Annotated in this window: 15 protein-coding genes and 1 pseudogene; 10 read left to right on the plus strand and 6 right to left on the minus strand. The window is 70.9% G+C overall.

Annotated features, from left to right (window positions below; genetic code table 11):
* The 3 genes and pseudogenes from OU415_RS22445 to larC all read left to right on the plus strand — a co-directional run.
* Nucleotides 1–573: pseudogene (locus OU415_RS22445) on the plus strand (ATP-dependent sacrificial sulfur transferase LarE); the annotation flags it as partial.
* The gene (gene larB / locus OU415_RS22450) at nt 570–1,238 is read left to right on the plus strand and encodes a nickel pincer cofactor biosynthesis protein LarB (RefSeq protein WP_270950997.1); all 669 of its coding nucleotides are present in this window, start codon (nt 570–572) and stop codon (nt 1,236–1,238) included. The pseudogene OU415_RS22445 and the gene larB, both read left to right, overlap by 4 nt.
* The gene (larC, locus tag OU415_RS22455) at nt 1,235–2,374 is read left to right on the plus strand and encodes a nickel pincer cofactor biosynthesis protein LarC (RefSeq protein WP_270950998.1); all 1,140 of its coding nucleotides are present in this window, start codon (nt 1,235–1,237) and stop codon (nt 2,372–2,374) included. Before larB ends, larC begins: the two co-directional genes overlap by 4 nt.
* Before the next feature lie 9 nt (nt 2,375–2,383).
* On the opposite strand, the gene OU415_RS22460 is transcribed toward larC, so the two are convergent.
* From OU415_RS22460 to OU415_RS22480, 5 genes are read right to left on the minus strand one after another with little or no spacing between them, the layout of a single operon-like run.
* Entirely contained in the window at nt 2,384–4,471 is a 2,088-nt protein-coding gene (locus tag OU415_RS22460; protein ID WP_270950999.1) for a xanthine dehydrogenase family protein molybdopterin-binding subunit, read from the minus strand.
* Nucleotides 4,468–5,454, minus strand: coding sequence for an FAD binding domain-containing protein (locus tag OU415_RS22465; RefSeq protein WP_270951000.1), 987 nt, complete (start codon nt 5,452–5,454; stop codon nt 4,468–4,470). Before OU415_RS22465 ends, OU415_RS22460 begins: the two co-directional genes overlap by 4 nt.
* The gene (locus OU415_RS22470) at nt 5,451–5,942 is read right to left on the minus strand and encodes a 2Fe-2S iron-sulfur cluster-binding protein (protein WP_270951001.1); all 492 of its coding nucleotides are present in this window, start codon (nt 5,940–5,942) and stop codon (nt 5,451–5,453) included. Before OU415_RS22470 ends, OU415_RS22465 begins: the two co-directional genes overlap by 4 nt.
* Nucleotides 5,943–5,982: 40 nt before the next feature.
* The gene (gene ligD / locus OU415_RS22475) at nt 5,983–6,846 is read right to left on the minus strand and encodes a non-homologous end-joining DNA ligase (protein ID WP_270951002.1); all 864 of its coding nucleotides are present in this window, start codon (nt 6,844–6,846) and stop codon (nt 5,983–5,985) included.
* A 6-nt stretch (nt 6,847–6,852) separates the two neighbouring features.
* Entirely contained in the window at nt 6,853–7,422 is a 570-nt protein-coding gene (locus OU415_RS22480) for a DNA polymerase ligase N-terminal domain-containing protein (RefSeq protein ID WP_270951003.1), read from the minus strand.
* 177 nt (nt 7,423–7,599) lie between these two features.
* On the opposite strand from OU415_RS22480, the gene OU415_RS22485 reads away from it, so the two are divergent.
* From OU415_RS22485 to OU415_RS22495, 3 genes are all read left to right on the plus strand, one after another.
* Entirely contained in the window at nt 7,600–7,815 is a 216-nt protein-coding gene (locus OU415_RS22485; protein WP_270951004.1) for a hypothetical protein, read from the plus strand.
* Nucleotides 7,816–7,920: 105 nt separating this feature from the next.
* On the plus strand, nt 7,921–9,405 hold the full coding sequence (locus OU415_RS22490; protein ID WP_270951005.1) for a CoA transferase: 1,485 nt from the start codon (nt 7,921–7,923) through the stop codon (nt 9,403–9,405).
* Nucleotides 9,406–9,628: 223 nt separating this feature from the next.
* A complete protein-coding gene (locus tag OU415_RS22495) occupies nt 9,629–10,426 on the plus strand; it encodes an exodeoxyribonuclease III (RefSeq protein WP_270951006.1) in 798 nt (265 codons plus the stop codon).
* Between the two features lie 240 nt (nt 10,427–10,666).
* Here the strand turns inward: OU415_RS22495 and OU415_RS22500 are convergent, their stop codons facing one another.
* Nucleotides 10,667–11,167, minus strand: coding sequence for an Lrp/AsnC family transcriptional regulator (locus tag OU415_RS22500; RefSeq protein ID WP_270951007.1), 501 nt, complete (start codon nt 11,165–11,167; stop codon nt 10,667–10,669).
* Between the two features lie 90 nt (nt 11,168–11,257).
* Here OU415_RS22500 and pdhA point away from each other — a divergent pair, with 90 nt between their 5' ends.
* The 4 genes from pdhA (at nt 11,258) to OU415_RS22520 (ending at nt 15,984) form a co-directional block, all read left to right on the plus strand.
* Complete coding sequence (gene pdhA, locus OU415_RS22505; protein WP_408641894.1) at nt 11,258–12,325, plus strand: pyruvate dehydrogenase (acetyl-transferring) E1 component subunit alpha; 1,068 nt, start codon at nt 11,258–11,260, stop codon at nt 12,323–12,325.
* A complete protein-coding gene (locus OU415_RS22510; RefSeq protein ID WP_270951008.1) occupies nt 12,325–13,344 on the plus strand; it encodes an alpha-ketoacid dehydrogenase subunit beta in 1,020 nt (339 codons plus the stop codon). The genes pdhA and OU415_RS22510 overlap by 1 nt, the downstream gene beginning before the upstream one ends.
* Before the next feature lie 80 nt (nt 13,345–13,424).
* On the plus strand, nt 13,425–14,690 hold the full coding sequence (locus OU415_RS22515) for a dihydrolipoamide acetyltransferase family protein (RefSeq protein ID WP_270951062.1): 1,266 nt from the start codon (nt 13,425–13,427) through the stop codon (nt 14,688–14,690).
* A gap of 91 nt (nt 14,691–14,781) precedes the next feature.
* Nucleotides 14,782–15,984, plus strand: a complete 1,203-nt coding sequence (locus OU415_RS22520) for a calcium:proton antiporter (protein WP_270951009.1) — start codon at nt 14,782–14,784, stop codon at nt 15,982–15,984.
* Nucleotides 15,985–16,144: the final 160 nt, after the last annotated feature.

Raw genomic sequence — 16,144 nt, forward strand, 5'->3', positions numbered from 1 at the left:
GAGTACGCGGCCCACGACGGAAAGCGCTGCTACCACTGCAACTCCGCCCTGGACGACGCGGTCGAGCCGTGGGCCGCGGCCTTGGGTGCGCGGATCGCGCTGGGCACGAACCTCGACGACCTCGGCGACCACCGCCCCGGCCAGCAAGCGGCCGCGCAGCGCGGTGCCATCGCGCCGATGGTGGACGCCGGGTTGACCAAGGAAGCCGTTCGCCGGGCCAGCCGCGAGCTCGGCCTTCCCACCGCGGACAAGCCCGCCGCTGCCTGCCTGGCCTCCCGCGTCGCCTACGGCGATCCCGTGACCCCGGAAGTGCTCGGGCGCATCGAGCGCGCCGAGACCGCCGTGCAGGCGCTGGGTTTCGGCGTCTGCCGAGTGCGCGCGCACGCGCACGGCACTGTTGCCCGGCTGGAGGTGCCGGACGGCGACATCGACCGCGCCGCGGCGCAGCACGCCGAGCTGGACCGGGTCGTGCGCGAGGCCGGGTTCGAGTTCTGCTCGCTCGACCTGGGCGGGTTCCGAAGTGGACGGATGAACGCCCTGCTGCCGCTGCTGCCGACCCGGACCGCATCATGACCGGGTTCGCCGACCTCGGCTACGCGCGGGTGGACACCGACCGCGAAACCCGGCAGGGGCTGCCCGAAGTCGTCTACGCCCCCGGCAAGCGACCTGCGGAGATCACCGGGATCGTCACCGAACTGCTCGCCCGCAGCACCGGCCCGGTGCTGGTGACCCGCTTGGAAGCCGACGTCGCAGCGCAGGTCCAGGTGCCCGGTGGAAGCTACGACGAGACCGCGCGCCTGCTGGTGTGCCGACCGGCGCAGCCCCGCCCGTTCCGGGTGTGCATCGCCACCGCGGGCACCTCGGACTGGCCGGTCGCCGCCGAGGCCGAAGCGGTGTGCGCGGCGATCGGGCTGACCGCGCACGTCGTGCGCGACGTCGGTGTGGCCGGCATCCACCGGCTGCTGGCGGCCCGCGAGGAGCTGGCGCAGGCGGACGCGGTGATCGTGGTGGCCGGGATGGAGGGGGCGCTGGCCAGCGCGGTCGGCGGCCTGGTGGCGTGCCCGGTGATCGCGGTGCCCACGTCGACCGGATATGGCGCGGCCTTGGAGGGCGTGACGGCGCTGCTGGCCATGCTGACCTCGTGCGCGGCCGGCCTGACCGTGGTCAACATCGATTCCGGCTTCGGCGCGGCGATGGCCGCGCACCGGCTGGCCCACACTGCGGCGGGACACCGATGATCCTCTGGCTCAACCCGGTCACCGGGGTGTCCGGTGACATGCTGCTCGGCGCGCTGCTCGGCCTCGGCGCGCCGTTGGAAGACGTGCGCGCCGCGGTCGAATCGACCGGACTGGCGGGCTGGCGGCTGCGCAGCGAGCAGGTCCAGGTCAACGGCATCGCAGCGACCAAGGCCGTGGTGGAGGTCGACGACACCAGCACCGAACGCCACGCCTCGGAACTCATCGCCCGGGTCCGCCGAGCCCGGCCCGAGCCCGTCGCGGAGCTGGCCGCCGCGGCGGTCCGCGCGATCGCCGAGGTGGAGGGCGCGCTGCACGGCCAGCACCCCGATGACGTGCACCTGCACGAGATCGGCGGTCTGGACACCGTGGTCGATACCGTCGGCGTGGCCGCCGCGCTGCACGTTTTGGGTGTCACAGCCGTCCATTCCGCACCGTTGGCGCTGGGCACCGGCACAGTCCGCTGCGCTCACGGCGTGCTGCCCGCCCCAGCTCCGGCAACGCTCCAGCTGCTGCGCGGCGCAGCGGTCGTCGGCACCGACCTGCCCGGCGAAACAGTCACCCCCACTGGCGCTGCTCTGCTCACCACGATCGGGACCGAGTTCGTCCCGCCACCGGCGATGACCGTCCAGAACACCGCTTTCGGCGCCGGCACCCGACGGTTCCCGCAGCGCCCCAACGTCCTCACCGCAACCCTCGGCACCCCGCTGACCGCCGAACCGGCCGAGCCGATGCTGGTCCTGGAGTGCAATGTGGACGACGTCACCGGCGAACTCCTCGGCCACGTCATCGACCGGGCCCTGCGGGCAGGCGCGGCCGACGCGTGGACGACCCCGTCGACGACGAAGAAGTCCCGCCCGGCCCACGTCCTGCACGTCCTCTGCCACCCCCACCGGGAACCGGCCCTGACCGAACTGGTCCTGTCCGAAACCGGCAGCCTCGGCATCCGCAGCCACCAGGTCGACCGCCGAGCCCTCCCCCGCCGCACCACCACGGTCACCGTCGAAGGCCACGCGATCCGCCTGAAACACGGCCCCTACCGCACCAAACCCGAGCACGACGACGTAGCAGCAGCCGCCGCGGCTCTGGGCCGGCCGCTGCACGTCATCGCCGCCGAAGCCCTCGCCGCTGCGGACTGACCTGCGGTATCAGGTCAGGAATTTGTCGAGGGTTATCGGCAGGTCCCTGACCCTGGTTCCGGTGGCGTGGTGGGTTGCGTTGGCGATGGCCGCCGCCGTTCCCACGATGCCGAGCTCCCCGATTCCCTTGGTACCCATCGGGTTCACGTACGGGTCGTGCTCGTCGAGGCAGTGGATCTCGATCTCGCCGACGTCGGCGTTGGTCGCTATGTGGTACTCGGCGAAGTCGTGGTTGATCACGTGGCCGTAGCGGGGGTCCACCACGCTGTGCTCGTGCAGCGCCATGGACAGACCCATGGTCATGCCGCCCAGCAGCTGGGAGCGGGCCGTCTTGGCGTTGATCATCCGGCCGGCCGCGAAGACGCCCAGCATCCGCGGCACCCGCACCTCCCCGGTGTCGACGTGCACCCTGACCTCGGCGAACTGGGCGCCGAAGCTGTGCATCGCGAGCTGCCCGGCGTAGGGGTTGTCCGGGATCGCCCCGGTCACCTCGACGCCCTCGTCCGGGATCGGTTCCCCGTTGGGCAGCTGCGCGCGCAGGCGGCGGGCGGCGTCCACGATCGCCGAGCCCCAGCACCCGATCCCGGTCGAGCCGCCGGCTCCGGACGCGTAGGGCAGGTCGGTGTCGCCGATGCTCAGCTGCACCTCGGACATGGGCACGTCCAGCGCGTCCGCCGCGATCTGGGTCAGCGCCGTCCACGCGCCGGTTCCGATGTCGGCCGCGCCGATCAGGACCCGGTAGCGGCCGTCCGGTCGGGCTTGGACGGTGGCGCGCGTTCCGGGCATGGAGAACACCGGGTAGGTCGACGCGGCCACCCCGGTGCCCACCAGCCAGCGGCCGTCGCGGCCGGAGCGCGGGGTGGGATCGCGCTGCGCCCAGCCGAAGCGCTGCGCGCCTTCGCGCAGGCAGGCGACCAGGTTCCGGCTGGAGAAGGCGCGGCCGGTCGCCGGGTCGGTGTCCGGTTCGTTGCGGATGCGGAACTCCACCGGGTCCAGGCCGCAGGCGATGGCCATCTCGTCCATCGCCACCTCCAGGCCGAACATGCCGGGGCACTCGCCGGGAGCCCGCATCCACGACGGCACCGGCACGTCGAGCTCGGCGACCCGGTGGGTGGTGCGGCGGTTCGGAGCGGCGTACATGGTGCGGGTGGGCACCGCGGTCTGCTCGACGAACTCCTTGATCCGGGAGGTCTGCGACACCGCGTCGTGGCTGATCGCGGTCAACCGCCCGGCGGCGTCGCTGCCGAGCCTGATCCGCTGGAAGGTGCCGGTGCGGTAGCCGACGACGGTGAACATCTGCTGCCTGGTCATCACCAGCTTCACCGGGCGCGGGGTGACCTGCTGAGCGGCCATCGCGGCCAGCACCACGTGCGCGTGCGGCAGTCCCTTCGACCCGAAACCGCCGCCCACGTGCGGGCACACCACGTGGATGCGCTGCTGGTCCAGGCCGAACACCGCGGCGATGCTGTCGCGCACCCAGTGCACGCCCTGGGTGGAGTCGTAGAGGGTGAGCTCGCCTTCGGTCCAGATCGCGATCGTGGCGTGCGGTTCGAGCGGGTTGTTGTGCTCCTGCGGCGTGGTGTAGACGGCGTCGTGCACCACCGCGGAGCTGGCCAGAGCGGCGTCCACGTCGCCTTCCGCGGTGTCGGTCTGGAACCCGCCGTTGACGAGTTCGGGTTTGACCAGGTCCGAACGCGCCGGGTGCAGGTCGACGTCGTGCGCGCGCTGCTCGTAGCCGATGTGCACCAGCTGCGCCGCCCGTCGGGCGGTCTCGATGCTCTCGGCGAGCACCGCGCCGATGAGCTGTCCGTGGAAGGCGATGTCCGGGGACTGCAGGATGGCCAGTTCCGCGTCGCTCCTCGAGGCCAGCTTCGGGGCGTTCTCGTGGGTGAGCACCCCGATCACCCCGGGTTCGGTCATCGCCTCGGTGGGATCGATGCCGGTGATCCGGCCGAGCGCGATCTCCGCCTGCAGCGGGACGGCGTACACCGGCTGGTCGACCGGGTGCTCCGCCGCGTACAGCGCCGCGCCCCGGACCTTCTCGCCCCCTTCGATCCGGTCCACCGGGGCACCGATGATGCTGGTCGTCGCGGTCATCCCGGCACCCCCGACAGCTCGGACAGCACACCGACGATCATGTTGCGCGCCAACGGGACCTTGAACTCGTTGCCGGGCAGCGGGCGTGCCGCGTCGAGTTCGGCGTCGGCGGCACGGCGGAACGCATCAGCCGACGCGGCACCGCCGCGCAGCGCGGCTTCGGCGGTGGTGGCCCGCCAGGGCTTGTGCGCGACGCCGCCCAGTGCTAGGCGGACGTCGCGCACCGCCCCGTCGGCGACGTCGACGGCAGCCGCCACCGACACCAGCGCGAACGCGAAGGACGCGCGGTCGCGGGCCTTGCGGTACCGGGAGTTGACGGCGAGGTCCGAGCTCGGGACGTCGATCGAGGTGATCAGCTCGCCGTGCTCCAGGACCGTGTCCCGCTCCGGCGCGTCGCCGGGCAGCCGGTGCAGGTCCACCAGCGGAATCGATCGCGGCCCGCGCGGCCCCTCGGTGTTCACCACGGCGTCGAGGGCGACGAGCGCCACGGCCATGTCGGAGGGGTGCGTGGCGATGCAGGATTCGGACGCGCCGAGGATGGCGTGTTCGCGGTGGAATCCCTCCCGCGCCGAACAGCCGGTGCCCGGTTCGCGCTTGTTGCACGGCGTGTTGATGTCCTGGAAGTACGGGCATCTGGTGCGCTGCAACAGGTTTCCGCCGGCCGTGGCCAGGTTGCGCAGCTGCCCGGAAGCACCGGCCAGGACTGCCTGCGACAGCACCGGGAACCGGCGGCGGATCACCGGGTCGGCGGCCAGCGCGCTGTTGGTGACGGCCGCGCCGATCCGCACGAAGTCCGGCCGCGGCTCGATCCAGTCGGAGGTCAGCTGCCGGACGTCGACCAGCAGATCCGGGACCTCGACCTCCAGCTTCATCAGGTCGACCAGGTTGGTGCCCCCGGCCAGGAAGGCCGCGCCGGGTGCGGCGGCGATCGTGCTCACGGCGCTGTCGACGTCCGGAACGCGCTGGTAGCGGAACGGCCTCATCGCTGCACTACCTCCACGATGGCCGGAACCATGTTGGCGTAAGCACCGCAGCGGCAGAGGTTCCCGCTCATCCGCTCGCGCACCTCGTCGGCCAGCTCCGCCCCGTCGGCGGTGACCGCGCTCGGCTCGCCTTCGCGCATCTCGTGCAACATGCCCACCGCCGACACCACCTGCCCTGGCGTGCAATAACCGCACTGGAAGGCGTCGTGCTCGATGAACGAGCGCTGCACCGGGTGCAGGTCGCCGTCGGTCAAGCCGTCGGCGGTGCGCAGGTTCGCACCGTCGTAGGCCACCGCCAGCATCAGGCAGCTGTTGACCCGGCGGTCGTCGAGCAGCAGCGTGCACGCGCCGCACTGGCCGTGGTCGCAGCCCTTCTTCGGACCGGTGATGCCGAGCCGTTCCCGCAGCGCGTCGAGCACCGTGGTGCGGGTGTCGACGGTGACCCGGTGCTCGACGCCGTCGACGACGAGGGTGATCTCGGTGTCCACTGCCCCTCCCCTCAAGGCCTGTTCATCAGGCCTACCCGTGTCAACCGGGCCGCATTCCCGCCCACGGATCGTTCTTCTGCGCCAGCCGACGCGCCATGTTCGCCAGGCCGTAGGACTGCGGTTCCGCGCGGCTGATCTCGTCGAGGTCCAGCGGGGTCGCGGCCGGGGCGCCGGGGCGGGCGCGCAGCGAGTAGGGCGCGATCATGGTCTGGCCGTAGGCGTTGCGGTTGGTGTCCAGGAAGATCCGGTCGCCGCGCTTGTCCTTCCGCTGCTCGACGGTGAGCCGGTCCGGTTCGTCGCGCACCGCGCGCTCGGCCAGCTCGCGCAGGTCGGCCCGGACCTCGTCGAACTCGCGCTCGGCGCGCAGCGGTGCGGCGACGTGGAAGCCTCGACCGCCGGTGGCCTGCACGTGCGGTTCCAGCCCGGCATCGCGGAACCGCTCGCACATCCGGCGGACCACCTCGCGCAGCTCGGTCAGCGACACCCCGTCCGGCGGGTCCAGGTCGAGCACCACCAGCACCGGCCGTTCCAGGTCGTCCACGGTGGCGAGACCGATGTGGAACTCCAGGCAGGCCTGGCCGGCCAGGTAGAGCAGCGTCGCCGGGTCGTCGAGGACCACGTGGTGCACCACTCCGCGCTCACCGCGCTGCGGCACGGACACCACCCGGATCCAGTCCGGGAAGTGGTCCGAGGCCTCCTTCTGGAAGAACCCGCCTTCGTCGATCCCGTCCGGGAACCGCCGCAGCGTCAACGGTTTTCCGCTGGTGTGGGGGACCATCGCCTCGGCGACCGAGCGGTAGTAGTCGAGCACGTCCTGCTTGCGGTAGCCGGCATCCGGGTAGAGGACTTTGTCCGGATTGGACACTTCGAACCGCCGTCCCTGGACTTCCAGCTGCGCCGTCACCCCGGATCACCGCAGCTCGTCGTTGGTCCGCCCGGAGACCACCGACTCGGGCTGGGTGCTCACCGGGTTGCGCCGCCGGTCGGCGCCCTCGTCGTCGACCTTCACCAGCAGCCACTGCTCGCGCCCGCGGATCTCGCTGCGCGTCAAGGCGAAACCACCGCACAGCTTCGACCCGTTCAGCCAGACCTTGACGTGCCCGGCCTCCAGCGCGTCGGCCATCGGCACCGGCTCGCCGTCGCGCTCGGTGTCGTTGCGGTAGGTGCCGGTGTCCCAGACGACCACCGTGCCCGCGCCGTAGCCCTCCGGGATCTCGCCTTCGAAGTCCGCGTAGTCCAGCGGGTGGTCCTCGGTCTGCGTGGCCAACCGCTTCTCGCGCGGGTCCAGCGACGGCCCCTTCGGCACCGCCCACGACTTGAGCACGCCGTCGACCTCGAGCCGGAAGTCGTAGTGCAGCGTGGAGGCCTCGTGCCGCTGCACCGCGAAGCGCGGCTGAGCACCGGGCGAACCGCCGCTCGGCTCCCCGGAACGCCGCAGATCCCGCTTGCGCCGGTACGTCGCCAACTCGTCCTCAGCCACGTCCTCGGCCTACCCGGAGTGTTCGTCCGCTAACCAAGCGCGATCGACGTGCGGCGCGAAACCGCCTGCTGACACATCAAGTTGAGACGATCGGGTGAAACCTGGAACCAACGGCCAGCGCATTTGTTCCTATTGGGCGAGAAACGCGATGTTGCGCCGACGCCAGGGAGAGCATCCATGCAGCAGCACGTGCACGCCGAACTGATCGGCGGGCCGGAGGACGGCCGGTCCTTCATCATCCCCTCGCCGGAAGCGGACTTACCCATCGGCCAGTTCACCTTCCCCTCCCCGCGCGACGGCGAGTCGCCGTGCGCGCAGTACGACCGCCGCGACCGCCGCTCCGACGGCGTGTGGCGCTACCAGTACGCGGGCGAGCCGGCCATCCGACCGTGACCGCTGCGGTCACGCCGAGATCCGCGAAACGGTCGAGCCGTCCGCACCAGCGTCTAGTTAGCATGGATAACGACTCCTGGTTCGTCGAAGTGCACTGGAGGCACCATGTCGCTGACCGAGCGGATCACCAGCGCGGTGGCCGACCCCGCGACCGATGACGCGTTCGACCCGCTCGCCGAGCTGACCGAAGTGCTCGCCGGAGTCGACCTCGACCCGGCGGACGCCGGCGGGCGGATCACCTTCCGCGGCGCCGACCCGGTGGTGCCCAGCACGCTGCGCCTCGGCGGCGCCGCCAGCATCGCGCTGGCCGCGAAGTCGGTGGCGATGGCCAAGATCTGGCAGCTGCGCGGCGGCCCCGGCCAGGACATCGCGGTGGACCTGCGCCGCGCCCCGCACCGGCTGTGCCCGTTCTACGACCGCAAGTGGGAACTGCTCAACGGCTATCCCGCGGCCAGCCCGGCCAACGCCAGCAACGCCCTCGGCTTCGCCTTCTACCGCACGGCGGACGACCGCTGGGTGATGCCGCTCAACCCCTACCCGAAGCTGAAGGTCGCGACCCAGAAGCTGCTCGGCGTGCCCGACGACGCCGACGCCGTCGCCAAGGCCATCGCCCAGTGGCGGGCCCGCGACCTGGAGGACGCCGGCGTCGAGGCGGGCGTGGTGATGCCGATGCTGCGCACCCCGGCCGAGCTGTTCGCCGAACCCCACTACCAGCAGTCCCTGGTCCACCAGCCGCTGGTCGAGATCACCAAGATCGGCGACAGCGAGCCCGAACCGTTCCGGCCGGGCGGCAGCGCGCCGCTGGACGGCATCCGCGCGCTGGGCATGGGGCACGTGATCGCCGGCGCGGGCGCCGGGCGGGCGTTGGCGCTGCACGGCGCCGACGTGCTGAACCTGTGGCGGCCGAACGAACTCGAGCACGACACGACCTACATCACCGCCAACGTCGGCGCGCGATCCTCCACAGTGGATCCGCGCCGGGGCGGTGGACCGCAGCTGGTCCAGCGGCTGCTCGCCGACGCCGACGTCTTCTACGCCAACCGGCGCCCCGGATACCTGGAGGAGATCGGCCTCTCGCCGGAGCAGGCCGCGGCGACCCGACCGGGCATCGTCCACGTCACGGCGTCGTTCAACGGCCGCACCGGACCGTGGGCCGGTCGGGTCGGGTTCGACCAGTCCGCCGGCAGCGTGGTGGGCATGATGAACCTCGAAGGCGACGGCGAAACCCCGCAGCTGCCGCCGATCCTGGTGGTCAACGACTACATCGTGTCCTGGCTGATGGCCCTCGGCGCCGCACAGGCCCTCATCCGCCGCGCCACCGAAGGCGGCAGCTACCGCGTGCACGTCTCGCTGACCCGCGCCGCGCTGTGGATCTTGAGCATGGGCGTCTTCGACCGCGACTACGCCCGGTCGATCGCCGGCACCGGCGAGGAGCACGCCTACCTGGACCCGGAGACCTTCACCGCGGACACCCCGCTGGGCCACTACCAGGGCGTCACCGACCAGGTCTCGATGAGCGAAACCCCCGGCGACTACCGCCAGGTCCTCGTCCCCCGAGGCTCCTCCCACCCCGAATGGCTCCCCCGCTGATCCCCGTCCCCCGCTCCCGACGCAAATTCAATGGAATTTGGATGTCCAATTTCCATTGAATTTGCGGAAGTTCTCCACAGGACCCCGGAACCTGTCCACACCCTTCGGCGTGTCGGGCGCCGGACACGCCGGGGGATCGCAGTTTCAATTGAAACTGTGGTGCAGGTCCGTTCCGCCACGGGTGGTTCGCCGGGGTGACGGGGGTGTGTGGGAAGGTTCGGGCGTGCGGATCGCGAGCTGGAACGTCAACTCCGTCGGGGCCCGGTTGCCGAAGCTGATCGACTGGCTGGGCACCGCCGAGCCGGACGTGCTGTGCCTGCAAGAGCTCAAGTGCGCCGAGGACGCGTTCCCCTACGACGAGGTCGGCGAACTGGGCTACGAGGTCGCCGCGCACGGCACCGGGCGCTGGAACGGGGTCGCGGTGCTGTCCAAGGTCGGCATCGACGACGTGCGCCGCGGACTGCTCGACGAACCCGGCTTCATGGCCGACGGCGCGATGTTCGAGTCCCAGGAACCGCGGGCGATCGGCGCCACCTGCGGCGGCGTGCGCGTGTGGTCGGTGTACGTGCCCAACGGCCGCGAGGTCGGCCACCCGCACTACGACTACAAGCTCCGCTGGCTCGACGCGCTGCGCGCCACGGCCGCCGAGGAGCTGGGCGAGCTCCCCTGGACCGTGCTCGGCGACTTCAACATCGCGCCGACCGACGCCGACGTCTGGGACATCGCCGAGTTCGAGGGCTGCACGCACATCACCGAGGAGGAGCGCAAGGCGCTTACCGCGCTCGGCGAGGTCGGCCTGACCGAGGTCTACCCGCGCGCCCTGAAGTACGACGTGCCCTTCACCTACTGGGACTACCGGGCGCTGCGCTTCCCCAAGAACCAGGGCATGCGCATCGACCTGGTCTACGGCAACGAGCAGTTCACCGGAGCGGTCACCGACGCCTACGTCGACCGCGAAGCCCGCAAGGGCAAGGGAACCTCCGACCACACCCCGGTGGTCGTCGACCTCACCCTCCCCTAACGGGGCGTACGGTCTCAGAGCCCGTCTTCGACGGCTAGCTCTTGATCTTCGTCTTTGATTCGCCGCCAGGCGAATGGCCCACCCTCGCAACCGGCACCGCCGCGGGTTCTCAGAGGTCGCCTGGCGAGGACAGCCCTTTTGCCGTGTATTGGCATACATAAAAAAGGGATCCCGCAGCCAGGCGGCGTCTGAGGTTCCGCCACCCGCACCGCCACGCAAGGTGGGTCTGGAACACCGCATTCACCTGCGTTCGGGCTCGAACTCGTCGAAGATCAGCCAGGTGTGGCAGGTGCGGACTCCTGGTAGCGACTGGATGTGGTCGAAGACCAGGTTCCGCAGGGTCACGTTGTCCTCGGTGCGCACGCGCACCACGATGTCGAACTCCCCCGCCACCAGCGCCACGTGCTCGACGGAGTCGATCTCGGCGAGGCGGCGGGACACCTCGCGCCAGGTGTCCTGCTCGATGGACAGGCCGATGAGCGCCGCCGTGCCGAGTCCTGCCTTGGTCGGTTCGACGTGGGCGTGGAAGCCGGTGATCACCCCGCTGCCGATCAGGCGGTCCACCCGGCTGTGCGCGTTGGTGCGGGAGATGTTGACCTGCTCGGCCAGGGTGCGGATGGACATCCGGCCGTCGCGGACCAGCTCGTCCACGATGCGCGCGTCGATGTCGTCCAGCGCCGGTGCCGTTCGTCCGGCCCGCCCGCCCCGGACAGCGTTTTCACCGGACGCTTGGTCCACCATGACGTACTCCTGAAGCCGTTCGTTGCGAGTTCTCGCCGATGACTTGTATCACATGGCTCGGCTGGCCGACTATCTCAAGCCAGTCGTCCAATGGAGGTGTCGGCCGTGGAATGGCTTCCGTCGAGCAGTCCGGTGGGGATGCTGGACCAGCCCGATCCGAACTACCCGGTGCCGGAGCCGTCCCGGCTGCTGGCCACGTACCGGGCGATGGTCGTGGGCCGCAGGTTCGACGCCCAGGCCACCACGCTCACCAAGCAGGGCCGTCTCGCGGTGTACCCGTCCTCGCGCGGCCAGGAGGCCTGCCAGGTCGGCGCTGCGCTGAGCATCGGCGCGCAGGACTGGCTGTTCCCGACCTACCGGGACTCGGTGTCGCTGGTGACCCGCGGCCTCGACCCGGTCGAGGTGCTCACGCTGCTGCGCGGTGACTGGCACTGCGGCTACGACGTGCCGAGCACCCGCACCGCGCCGCAGTGCACCCCGCTGGCCACCCAGACCCTGCACGCGGTCGGCTTGGCGCACGGGGAGGCCCGCAAGGGCCGCGACACCGTTGCGCTGGCGCTGATCGGCGACGGCGCGACCAGCGAGGGCGACTTCCACGAGGCGCTCAACTTCGCCGCCGTGTTCAAAGCCCCGGTGGTGTTCCTGGTGCAGAACAACGGCTATGCGATCAGCGTGCCGCTGGCCAAGCAGTCGGTCGCGCCTTCCTTGGCGCACAAGGGGATCGGCTACGGCGTCCGCAGCGAGCAGGTGGACGGCAACGACGCGGCGGCCGTGCTGTCAGTGCTGGACACCGCCGTAGCGCACGCCCGCTCCGGCGGCGGGCCGTTCCTGGTCGAGGCGCACACCTACCGCATGGAGGCGCACACCAACGCCGATGACGCCGGGCGCTACCGCGACGCGGCCGAGGTCGAGCAGTGGCAGCAGCGGGACCCGATCGACCGGCTCGAGCGCCACCTGCGCGAGGGCGGGCACCTCGACGACGCAGCCGTCGAGCGGATCGCCGCGGAGGCCGAGGAGTTCGCCGCCCAGGTCCGCAGCCGGATGCAGGTCGAGCCGACCGCGGATCCGGAGGACCTCTTCCGCCACGTCTACGCCGAACCGACCCCGCAGCTGCAGGAGCAGCTCGCCCAGCTCCGAGCCGAACAGGAGGCGCAGTGATGGCACCGACCAGCATGGCGCAGGCGCTGAACGCGGCGCTGCGCGACGCCATCGCCGAGGACGACGACGTGGTGGTCTTCGGCGAGGACGTCGGCAAGCTCGGCGGGGTCTTCCGGATCACCGACGGCGTGCAGGACGCCTTCGGCGAGGACCGCTGCTTCGACACCCCGCTGGCCGAGTCCGGCATCGTCGGGTTCGCGGTGGGCATGGCCATGGCCGGGTTCCGCCCGGTGGTGGAGATGCAGTTCGACGCCTTCGCCTTCCCGGCGTTCGAGCAGGTCGTCTCGCACGTGGCGAAGATGCGGAACCGGACGCGCGGGGCGGTCGCGCTGCCGATCGTGATCCGGGTTCCGTTCGCGGGCGGCATCGGCGGCGTGGAGCACCACTGCGACTCCAGCGAGGCCTACTACGCGCACACCCCCGGCCTGAAGGTGGTCGCCCCGGCGACCCCGGCGGACGCGTACTCGCTGCTGCGCGAGGCGATCGCCGATCCGGATCCGGTGGTGTTCCTGGAGCCGAAGAAGCTCTACTGGTCCAAGGAGGACGTCGAGCTGCCGGTCGAGACCGAGCCGCTCGGGCGTGCCGTGATCCGCCGACCGGGCCGGGACGCCACGCTGATCGCCTACGGCCCCGGCGTCCCGCTGGCGATGGAGTCCGCGGAAGCCGCCGCCGAGGAGGGCTGGGACGTCCAGGTGGTCGACGTGCGCAGCCTGGTGCCGTTCGACGACGAAACGGTCGCCGCCGCGGTGCGCGAGACCGGGCGCTGCGTGGTCGTGCAGGAAGCGCAGGGATTCGCCGGCGTGGCCGCGGAGATCGCGGCCCGGGTGCAGGAGCGCTGCTTCCACTCGTTGGCCGCGCCGGTGCTGCGCGTATCCGGTTTCGACATCCCGTACCCGCCGCCGAAGCTCGAGCACAGCCACCTGCCGAACGTCGACCGGGTGCTGGACGCGCTCGCGCGGCTGCAGTGGGACGACCAGCCCGACGCGAAGTGGCTCGAACTGCAGGAGGGAGCGGCGTGAACAGCGCAGTGCCGACCCCGCCCAACCGCACCCCAGGGGACCGTGACGCAACCCAGCCACAGGAAACCTCTGAACGCAAGATCACCCTCGAACGCGACCACCACTGTGAATCGCGGAGGGGCGGAACCGCGTTCACCCTGCCCGACTTGGGCGAGGGGTTGACCGAGGCGGAGATCGTCCGCTGGCACGTCGCGGTCGGCGACCGGGTGGAAGCCGACCAGGTGGTGGCCGAGGTGGAGACCGCCAAGGCGGTCGTGGACGTGCCCTGCCCGCACGCCGGTGTCGTCGAGGCGCTGCACGGCGAGCCCGGTGACGTGATCGCGGTGGGGTCCCCGCTGACCACGATCGCCGGCGCGGACGCCCCGCACGAGCAGCACCGGACCGAGGAGCGGGCCGGATCGGGCAACGTGCTCGTCGGCTACGGGACCGGCGGTGCGAAGCGGCGGCGCCGGAACCGGATCCGGCCGGTGCACGTGGTGCCGCAGGCCAACGGTGCAGCGCGCAGTGCTGGAGCTCCGCGCGTGCTGTCCCCGATCGTGCGCCGGCTCGCGAAGCAGCACGCCGTGGATCTGTCCAGTGTGGATGGATCTGGTCCAGGCGGGGTGATCTTGCGCCGCGACGTGGAGGCGGCCCGAGTTCCGGAACCGCCGGTCACCGAACCCTCTGGCGAAACCCGCGTCCCGCTGCGGGGTTTGCGCGGTGCGGTGGCCGACAAGCTCACCCGCAGCCGCCGGGAGATCCCCGACGCCAGCACGTGGGTGGACGTCGACGCCACCCTCCTCCTGGAAGCCCGCGACGTGCTCAAGCCGCGCGGCATCGGCCTGCTGGCGCTGCTCGCGCGGTTCTGCGTCGCCGGGCTGCGCCGGTTCCCGGAGCTCAACGCATCGGTGGACGCCGACCGCAACGAGATCGTCCAGCACAGCCGCATCGGTCTCGGCTTCGCCGCCCAAACCCCGCGCGGCCTGGTGGTTCCGGTGGTTCGCGACGCGCACGAGATGACCACCGCGCAACTGGCCGAGGCGATCTCCCAGCGCACCGAACAGGCCCGCGAGGGAGAGCTGGGGCCGAAGCACCTGACCGGAGGCACCTTCACGCTCAACAACTACGGCGTGTTCGGGGTGGACGGCTCGACGCCGATCATCAACCACCCGGAGGCGGCGATCCTCGGCGTCGGCCGCATCGTCGACAAGCCCTGGGCCTTCCAGGGCGAACTGGCGCTCCGCAAGGTCACCCAGCTGTCCCTGACCTTCGACCACCGGGTTTGCGATGGCGGTACGGCCGGGGGTTTCCTCCGCTACCTCGCCGACTGCGTGGAAAATCCCGTCACCGCCCTCGCCGACCTCTGACCGGCGCATCGCCTCGGAGGTGCCCCACACCTCCGAGGCGATGTGCTCCTGACGGGTAGGATGAGCGCAGAAGGTGCGAGCGGGACGACCCGTGAGCGAGAACGCGAGCAGGGACGGCCCAGCAGATTGCGGGCACACGTCTTTGCGGACAGCATCCACCTTCCGGAACGTCATCACCCCCGCCGTGCTCTTCCGGCTCGCGCTGGGCTGGGGTGCCTTCGTCGCCGTCCTCACCGCTGAGCCGGTCCTGTCGGCACATCTTCCGAGCCCGCTGCTGGTCGGCGTGCTCGTCGGCATCACCGCCGTGATCATCGTCTGCGCCTTCGGCGTGGTCGCTGAGGCGGAGCACCTGGCGCACCGCCTCGGCGACCCCTACGGCACGCTCGTGCTGACGCTGTCCATCGTGCTGATCGAGGTCGTGCTGATCTCGGCGGTGATGCTCGGCCCCGGGGAGCACCTCACCATCGCGCGCGACTCCGTGATGGCGGTGTTGATCATCCTGAACCTCGTCATCGGCATCGCCCTGCTCGTCGGCGGCATGCGGCACGGTGCACTCGAGCCCAACCGCACCGGGGTCTCCTCGTACCTGTCCCTGCTCGTGGTGCTCACGACCCTCGCCTTCGTCCTGCCCGGCCTCATCGGCTCGGACGGCGCCTACGGCCGCGGGCAGGAGATCCCGATCATCGCGCTGACCGTGCTGCTGTACGCCTTCTTCCTCCACTTGCAGATGGGAAGGCAGCGGGCGGACTTCCAGGAGGTCTCGCCGCGCCACAGCGTCACCGGAACGTCCGACGCCGTGGAGGTCAGGCGCCCGCCGATCGCCGAAGTCCTGTCGCAGCACCGCAAGGAGGTGGGCCTGCGGGCTGTCACCCTCGTGATGACCGTTCTTCCCATCGTGCTGCTCTCGCACGACATGGCCGCACTGCTCGACGACGGTCTCGATCGCGCCGGCGCTCCCGTCGCGCTGTCGGGCATCCTCATCGCCATGATCGTGTTCCTGCCCGAGACGATCACCGCCGTCCGGGCCGCGCACGCCGGTGAGATCCAGCGCGTGAGCAACCTCTGCCACGGCGCGCTGGTGTCGACGGTCGGCCTGACGATCCCCGCAGTGCTGACCATCGGGCTGCTGACCGGGCAAACCGTCGTGCTCGCCGAGGATCCGACCAACCTGGCGCTGCTGGGCGTCACCCTCCTGCTCTCGGTCACGACGTTCGCGGGCAAGAAGGTCACCCCGCTTCACGGAGCGGCGCACCTCCTCGTCTTCCTGATCTACGGACTCACCGTCTTCTCGTGACCCCCTAACCCGACCAGGCCCCCAGAACCCGCGGTCCGCCACGGGTGAAGTCCGCAGTTTCAATTGAAACTGTGCACCACCGGCGTGTCGGGCCCCGACACACCAGGCCGTGTCGGGATTCCCGCAAATTCAATGGAAATCAGACGTCCGATTTCCATTG

Origin of the sequence: Saccharopolyspora oryzae (genome assembly GCF_027853915.1) — a bacterium.
Taxonomy (GTDB): Bacteria; Actinomycetota; Actinomycetes; order Mycobacteriales; family Pseudonocardiaceae; genus Saccharopolyspora; species Saccharopolyspora oryzae.

Excerpts from the sequence above, each read along its gene's own strand:
- OU415_RS22460 (WP_270950999.1), bottom strand. The coding sequence starts at position 4,471 with ATGACCGCGACGACCAGCATCATCGGTGCCCCGGTGGACCGGATCGAA.
- larC (WP_270950998.1), top strand. The coding sequence starts at position 1,235 with ATGATCCTCTGGCTCAACCCGGTCACCGGGGTGTCCGGTGACATGCTG.
- pdhA (WP_408641894.1), top strand. The coding sequence starts at position 11,258 with ATGGAGGTGTCGGCCGTGGAATGGCTTCCGTCGAGCAGTCCGGTGGGG.
- larB (WP_270950997.1), top strand. The coding sequence starts at position 570 with ATGACCGGGTTCGCCGACCTCGGCTACGCGCGGGTGGACACCGACCGC.
- OU415_RS22465 (WP_270951000.1), bottom strand. The coding sequence starts at position 5,454 with ATGAGGCCGTTCCGCTACCAGCGCGTTCCGGACGTCGACAGCGCCGTG.
- OU415_RS22510 (WP_270951008.1), top strand. The coding sequence starts at position 12,325 with ATGGCACCGACCAGCATGGCGCAGGCGCTGAACGCGGCGCTGCGCGAC.
- OU415_RS22485 (WP_270951004.1), top strand. The coding sequence starts at position 7,600 with ATGCAGCAGCACGTGCACGCCGAACTGATCGGCGGGCCGGAGGACGGC.
- OU415_RS22500 (WP_270951007.1), bottom strand. The coding sequence starts at position 11,167 with ATGGTGGACCAAGCGTCCGGTGAAAACGCTGTCCGGGGCGGGCGGGCC.
- OU415_RS22490 (WP_270951005.1), top strand. The coding sequence starts at position 7,921 with ATGTCGCTGACCGAGCGGATCACCAGCGCGGTGGCCGACCCCGCGACC.